5 protein-coding genes are annotated in these 5598 nt (G+C 61.3%); 1 reads left to right on the top strand and 4 read right to left on the bottom strand.

The window, feature by feature from the left end:
- Positions 1-151: 151 nt before the first annotated feature.
- A complete protein-coding gene (locus ACJWXQ_RS06885; RefSeq protein ID WP_406672445.1) occupies positions 152-1480 on the top strand; it encodes a PKD domain-containing protein in 1329 nt (442 codons plus the stop codon).
- Between the two features lie 143 nt (positions 1481-1623).
- Here ACJWXQ_RS06885 and ACJWXQ_RS06880 read toward each other — a convergent pair whose 3' ends face one another.
- The 4 genes from ACJWXQ_RS06880 to ACJWXQ_RS06865 all read right to left on the bottom strand — a co-directional run bounded on the left by ACJWXQ_RS06880 (position 1624) and on the right by ACJWXQ_RS06865 (position 5447).
- The gene (locus tag ACJWXQ_RS06880; protein ID WP_346052699.1) at positions 1624-2514 is read right to left on the bottom strand and encodes a transporter associated domain-containing protein; all 891 of its coding nucleotides are present in this window, start codon (positions 2512-2514) and stop codon (positions 1624-1626) included.
- A 37-nt stretch (positions 2515-2551) separates the two neighbouring features.
- Complete coding sequence (gene ybeY / locus ACJWXQ_RS06875; protein WP_346052694.1) at positions 2552-3085, bottom strand: rRNA maturation RNase YbeY; 534 nt, start codon at positions 3083-3085, stop codon at positions 2552-2554.
- A gap of 10 nt (positions 3086-3095) precedes the next feature.
- The gene (locus ACJWXQ_RS06870; protein WP_346052692.1) at positions 3096-4064 is read right to left on the bottom strand and encodes a PhoH family protein; all 969 of its coding nucleotides are present in this window, start codon (positions 4062-4064) and stop codon (positions 3096-3098) included.
- 93 nt (positions 4065-4157) lie between these two features.
- Positions 4158-5447: an aminotransferase class I/II-fold pyridoxal phosphate-dependent enzyme gene (locus tag ACJWXQ_RS06865; protein WP_346052690.1), complete on the bottom strand. Its 1290-nt coding sequence runs from the start codon at positions 5445-5447 to the stop codon at positions 4158-4160.
- Between the last annotated feature and the right edge of the window lie 151 nt (positions 5448-5598).

Raw genomic sequence — 5598 nt, 5'->3', positions numbered from 1 at the left:
TTTCCGCCCCCTGTCTGCTACGATCAACGATTCAGAAGAGGCGACAACTACCCTGACACAGGGGGCCCCTGACGGAAGTACAGCCGGACTCTCGACGTCGGGTTCAACTGCGACTCTGGTTCCCGATATGGTCGGGGAATGGGAGGTGGAGATGACGGCCGCCACAGGTACAGTGACGAACACCGCAGCTGATACCGATGTGGTGGCTTTTTCTGTCGTGGATAACTTTTCGCCTGTGGTGGAAGTGGAGACCGGTGATTCCGTTGGCTTTTCCGGGGATAGCCTGACTCTTGATGCCTCCCATTCCTATGATCCAGCCGGCACTGATCTGTCATTTTCCTGGGAAGTCATTGTCAGTCCGGATGGGGCGACTGTAAGCCCGGAGACTGGAAATGATGAGGTGTTCACCTTTTCGGCGGATGCCAGTGGTGCCTATGAAGTCCAGCTTGAGGTAAGCGACGGGTTCAACGATGCAATCGAGAAGACCTTCCCTGTTTCTGTACTTGCTATAGCCAAGGAATACACCTTTGATGTAATTGGGGCGGCTCACCATTACTCAGAAGACATCATCGCTGTAGTCAGCGCCGGACCTCACCAGGTCCATATTATTGATGTCCCATCCGGCGACCGTGAATCAGTTGAGCTTCCTCTGATGCCGATTTCGGTGGCTATTAACCCGAATGGTGATGAGATCGCTGTCGGGCATGACGGTTGGGTGACGGTTATCGATATTGAAACTGCCGAGGTGCTTGTTTCACATCCCGTCGATGTCCAAGCCAATTCCGTTGTCCACGGTGGGAACGGTTATATATATGCGCTGCCACCTGGCCAGTGGGAAAGGGTTCGCGGTGTCCGGATTTCCGATGGTGAAACCCATGAACATGAAGGCTTCAGTGTCTACGGCGGAACCATTATGCGGATTCACCCCATTGAGCCGTGGATCTATGCTGCTAACCGCGGACTAAGTCCCAGTGATATAGAGAAGTATGATATCAGTACGGTGCCTACCGAATATGTATCGGATTCGCCTTATCACGGTACCTACGCCATGTGCGGGGACCTGTGGCTGACCTGGGACGGGGTCCGAATCATCACCGCGTGTGGTAATACTTTTCGTTCCTCAGAAGTCAGCAGCCAGGACATGGTCTATGCTGGTGCGTTGGATATGGGTGATGTAAACAGGGTACTTTGGGTCGGCCACTCGCGGGATCGCTGCGAGATCGTGACGGCAGTTGGAGATTTGGGTTGGAATCAGGACATTCCTGGAGATGCGGCGCTGATTCGGTTCGAGGATCAGTACCTTAACCGTCTGTCGTTTCAAGGCGTCCCGGAGTACGTAAAGGGGGGCAATACCCACGAGATTGTCCCAGAGCTGGTGGCGTATCACTCGGGCGATGAGGGTGTCTTCCTGTTGGCGAACCTTGAGTCTGCCAATGCCCAGGGGCATTCTGTCCTCATACAGATGCGGCTGGAAAACTGATCTCGTCTGGCACCCCGGTCTGGTTTCAAGACCGGGGTGCCCTAGGCGAAATGGGGCTAGAGTAGATGCCTTGGTCCATCGTCAGCTATCAGCTTATAAGCTAAAAGCTCTTGCCAGGGTTCCACGAGTCCTATGGTGCGGCCCTAGTCTTTTTGTTCCGGCTTCGTTTCCACCGGTTTCGGCGTATGGACTTCCAACAGATGTATCCGGCGCCCATCCGCGCGCAGGACGCGGAAGCGGTAGCCGTTCATGGTGACTGACTCGTTACGTCGGGGGAGGTGGCCGAAGGCGTGGGTGACCAGGCCACCGATGGTGTCGAATTCCTCGTTGCTGAACTCGGCATCCATGGCGTCGTTGAAGGTTTCCACGGGCATCAGGGCGCGGATGGTGAAGCGCTTGTCCGAATGGCGGTGGATGTCGCCTTCTTCGTCTTCGATGTCGGTTTCATCGTCAATGTCGCCGACGATCTGTTCAAGGACGTCTTCAATGGTGACCAGGCCCGAGACGCCGCCGTATTCGTCGACGACGATGGCCATGTGGTTGCGGCTTTCCCGGAAGTCGGAGAGCAGGACGTTGAGGCGTTTGCTTTCCGGGATGAAGCTCGCCGGGCGCAGGTATTCGCTGACATTGAAGCCGCCACCGGTCTGGCCTTCGGCAAAGTAGCGGAGCAGGTCCTTGGCGAGCACCACGCCGACGACTTCATCGCGGTTCTCGCCGATTACGGGAAAGCGGCTGTGGCCGGATTCGATGGCCTGGGCGAGGACCTCGTCCAGATTGGCCTCGCGGCGGATGACCACCATCTGCCCGCGGGGAATCATGATGTCGCGGACCTGCATTTCCGAGACCTGAAGCACGCCTTCCAGCATGGCCTGGGCGTCAATGTCGAACAGCTCCCGACGCTGGGCGTCGCGCAGGACATCCATCAGTTCCACTCGATCGCGGGGCTCACCGGAGATGGCCTGGCCGATGCGCTCGAACAGGCCCTTGATACCGCCGCTGCCGTCGTTTTCCTGTTGCTGCTCGTCTTCTTTCATGGATCTCGGCTGATAGCTCATGATCAGATTCTGTCGCTCAGGGGGTACGGTAGGGGTCCGGATAGCCCATCTCGGACAGGATACGGATTTCCAGGGCCTCCATGGCTTCGGCTTCGGGCTCTTCCTGATGATCATAGCCCAGCAGATGGAGGACGCCATGGACGACCATGTGGGCCCAGTGGGCCTCGGGGCGCTTGCCCTGTTCGGCGGCTTCCCGGGCGACCACCTCGGCGCAGATCACCAGATCGCCCAGATGCCGCCAGGGCAGGGCGGGGAGATCGTCGCCGGGGAAGGAAAGTACATTGGTGGGCCGGTCACGGTCGCGCCAGTGGGCGTTGAGTGCCTGGCTTTCGCCGGACTCGACCACGCGGATGGCGAGCTCCAGGGCACGCCCGCCCAGGGCCAGATCGGGGTTGGTCTGCTCGGCGCCGGCCAGGGCGGCTTCGGCAAAGCGGCGGAAGGTGGCCTGCGCCGGGGTGTCCGGGTGCTCGGCCTCCACCGCCAGGTCCAGGTTCAGGCCTGGAGGGGGAGGCTCCTCGTCCCGGCGGTCGGGATTGCTTTGCTCGTCCATGGGCTGCATCTCAGTGGTCGCCGTGCCGCTCATAGGCGCTGACGATCTTCTGGACCAGGGGGTGGCGGACCACGTCCCGGGCGGTGAAGAAGGTGAAGCTCACATCGGGGACGTCCTTCAGGACCTCGATGGCGTGGCGCAGACCGGAGGTCTGGTTGCGCGGCAGGTCGATCTGGGTCACGTCCCCGGTCACCACCGCGCGGGAGCCGAAGCCGATGCGGGTGAGGAACATCTTCATCTGCTCAACGGAGGTGTTCTGGGCCTCATCGAGGATGATGAAGGATTCATTCAGGGTGCGACCGCGCATGAAGGCAAGCGGGGCGACCTCGATCACATGGCGCTCGATCAGCCTGCCGACTTTCTCAAAGCCCATCATTTCGTAGAGGGCGTCATACATGGGGCGCAGATAGGGGTCGACCTTCTGGGCCATGTCGCCGGGCAGAAAGCCGAGGCGCTCGCCGGCCTCCACGGCCGGGCGGACCAGGATCAGGCGGCGCACCTCGTCGCGCTCCAGGGCCTCCACGGCGCTGGCCACGGCGAGATAGGTCTTGCCGGTGCCGGCCGGGCCGATGCCGAAACTGAGATCGGAGCGCTGCATGTCGGAGAGATAGCGCTGCTGGGCGGGGCCGCGGCCGGTGATTTTGCCCCGGCGGGTATGAACCACCACGGATTCGCTCGGCGCCTCGCGCTCCTCCACCAGGGCTTCCAGGCCGGATTCCTGCAGGCGCAGGTGGATGGCCTCCGGGTCCAGGTCCTGGTCCTCGGTGACTTCATAGAGGGTTTTCAACAGCTCACCGGCAGCCGTCACCGGGCCTTCGTCGCCGATGACCCGAAAGTGATTGCCGCGATTGTTGATTTCCACGCCGAGCCGGCGTTCCACCTGGCGGATGTGCTCGTCAAACTGGCCGCAAAGGTTGGCGAGGCGACGGTTGTCCGCCGGTTCCAGGTTGATGTCGAGAGAGCGGGGTTGTGGAGTCAATTCCTGCCGGTGACCCCTCCGTTCAGGGTGTCCAGATTCGAATATGTGCCTCGGCGCTCATTATATCAAGACTGGGCAGCCAGGCGGTGGACTCTATTGCTCATTGATCCAGGTCTCGATGGCATCCACCGCCTCGATCATCTGACGGCAGCAACGCTGCAGAAAGTCCGTTTCACTGAGCTCGCCGCTCTCAAGGGCCGGGGCACAGGCCAGGGCCGCCTCGCCATCGAAGTCCACATAGGCCAGGCGGGTGGTGAGCTCGCTTAGCGGGCGGCCGAAGGCATGGCCGGGCAGCAGCGCCACGCCGCTTTCCTCCAGCAGGCGCTGGCAGAGGGTTTCGCTGTCTTCGATGCCGCGTCGGGCAAGCCGTTCGCGCAGGGGGCTGAAGTCCGGGAAGAGATAGAAGCCGCCGGCCGGGCGGGTGACCGAGAGCCCGGCCTTGCAGAGCCGCTCCCAAAGGGTCAGGCCCAGGAGGCGAAGAATCCGCCGGGAGTGGTCCAGGTAGCGGTCGATCTCCGTGTTGCGGTCAAAGGCGGTGATGGCGGCGCACTGGATGGGGGCGCTGGTGGAGGTGAAGGTCTCGCTGGCCACCACCGCCATGGCGTCCTGAAGCCAGCGCAGGCTGCGCGGGAAACAGAAGGTACCCAGGCGCCAGCCGCCGGCGCCGCACCATTTGGACAGGCCGGCGCTGATGATGGTCCCCTCGGGGTAATAGCGGGCAATGGAGACATGTTCGCCGGTATGGTGGAGTTCCCCGTAAATCTCATCCGATAGCAACACAACACGGTAATTTCTCGCCACTTCGGCCAGTTCCTGAAGCTCGTCCAGGGTATAGGTGTCGCCGGTGGGGTTGGAGGGGTAGTTGAGGATGATGATCCGTGGTCGGGTGGGGTCGCTGCGGCAGAGGCGGTCCAGTTCCTCCGGGGTCAGGCGCCAGTCATTTTCGGCCTGGGTGGGCACCCAGCGGATCTGGCGACCGATTATATGGGCCTGGGGGGCGTAACTGACCCAACTCGGGGTGGGAATGACCAGGTCCCCGTAATAGGTGAGCTGGACGATGAACATCAGCTCCTTGGAGCCGGGCCCGATGAGAATATTGTCGCCGTCCACATCAAGGCCCTCGGCGCGGGCATGATAGGCCGCCACCGCCTCCCGCAGGGGGCGCAGACCGCTGACCGGAAGGTAGTCCTTTTCGTGGGCATGGTCGCGCAGGGCCTGGACCACCGGTTCCGGCACCGGGAAGGGGGATTGGCCCAGACCCAGTCGGTAGACCTTGCGTCCCCGGTCCATCAACTCACGGCTGGCCTCGTTGATGGCCAGGGTGGCGGACTGGCTGAGGCCGCGAACATTGAGGTTGAGATTGATGTCGAGCGAGCGGTTCATGTTACTGATCCCTTGAGCATGATTGGATGGCGGGCAAATCACTCCGTCTGTGGTCAAGCTTAGCAGCGCCCGGCGGGAATGTGACGAAGCCAGAGAAAGGATGTTGCATGGATGCCCGGGACGTTTATGATGGGGCAGTAACATGATTCCA

The sequence above is a fragment of the Natronospira sp. genome, assembly GCF_007134575.1.
Lineage (GTDB): Bacteria > Pseudomonadota > Gammaproteobacteria > Natronospirales > Natronospiraceae > Natronospira > Natronospira elongata.
This window is presented reverse-complemented; position numbering and strand designations above follow the sequence as displayed.

Excerpts from the sequence above, each read along its gene's own strand:
- ACJWXQ_RS06885 (WP_406672445.1), top strand. The coding sequence starts at position 152 with ATGACGGCCGCCACAGGTACAGTGACGAACACCGCAGCTGATACCGAT.
- ACJWXQ_RS06865 (WP_346052690.1), bottom strand. The coding sequence starts at position 5,447 with ATGAACCGCTCGCTCGACATCAATCTCAACCTCAATGTTCGCGGCCTC.
- ybeY (WP_346052694.1), bottom strand. The coding sequence starts at position 3,085 with ATGGACGAGCAAAGCAATCCCGACCGCCGGGACGAGGAGCCTCCCCCT.
- ACJWXQ_RS06880 (WP_346052699.1), bottom strand. The coding sequence starts at position 2,514 with ATGAAAGAAGACGAGCAGCAACAGGAAAACGACGGCAGCGGCGGTATC.